We start from the raw sequence: 941 nt of genomic DNA, 5'->3' as shown, positions 1-941 counted from the left end.
GGATATAATTAATCATGCTAGTAAGCCACAAGCTTACTAGAAATAAATAAATGGCTTCCGTTTTCCCCGCACCTGAAGCAAAACTTTTACTCCACCCTCTTATAAGGCTTTTCATACCATTTGGATACATGCGCATGGAAAGAGCTCCCTGTCCACTCATACACGTAATAAATTCACCTTGTTTGTTCATTTTCTCAACCAGCGCCATATTTTCAACCACTTCTTTTTTTATCCCTTCGTGGCCTCCGCTTTGAAAGTAGGAGGCTGCGCTGCAAAGCAAGCACTGCCCGAAACCGACAGAAGGACTTTTCCAATTTTTAAAGGGGTGAAACGCGCCAATCGATGCAAACGTAACATAGTGAAATAAAGCAGAAAGCATTTCATAAGGCCTCTTAACAAGGTGATAAGGATGAACCGACAGCACACCCCCTTGCTGTTGATAATAGAAAAATACTTTTTCAATTCCGTCTTTCTCTACTGTAATATCAGCATCTAAAAACAAAAGCACCGAGCCTTTTGCTTCTCGTGCTCCATTCCAGCATGCCCATGACTTTCCTAGCCACCCAGCTGGAAGTGCGCCCGGTTGCACTACTTTTACGCCAAATGCTTTGGCTACCCTCTCAGTATTATCTGTTGAGTTGTCATCTACAACAATCACTTCAAAGTCAGCGTTCCGTAGCTGGAGTGACTGCAATAAAAAGGTAAGGTTTCTTTCTTCATTTCTAGCTGGAATAATAATGGACAAACATGACATATTGTTTCTTACTATTTTTACACGTTTAAATGTAGGGATAGTGATGACAAGCGTAGCTGTCAAGACAAGAGCAACCAGTAAAAAAGACATCCTTTTCTCCTTTCCTTCACGTATGAAAATTAGCAAACTGGACAAAATAAAAAGTTGTAGACCTATTTTTATTTTGCGTGAAGTCATTTTATACACA

General features: G+C 40.3%; 1 protein-coding gene. It reads right to left on the bottom strand.

Annotated features, from left to right (window positions below; all coding sequences use genetic code 11):
• A partial coding sequence (locus tag AC1DRF_RS29790; RefSeq protein ID WP_477742545.1) for a glycosyltransferase family 2 protein occupies positions 1-844 on the bottom strand: 844 nt, incomplete at its 3' end.
• Positions 845-941 lie beyond the last annotated feature (97 nt).

Source organism: Priestia sp. P5_B4, assembly GCF_056400385.1.
The sequence above is the reverse complement of the archived record's forward strand: the minus strand, read 5'-3'. Positions and strand labels throughout refer to the sequence as shown.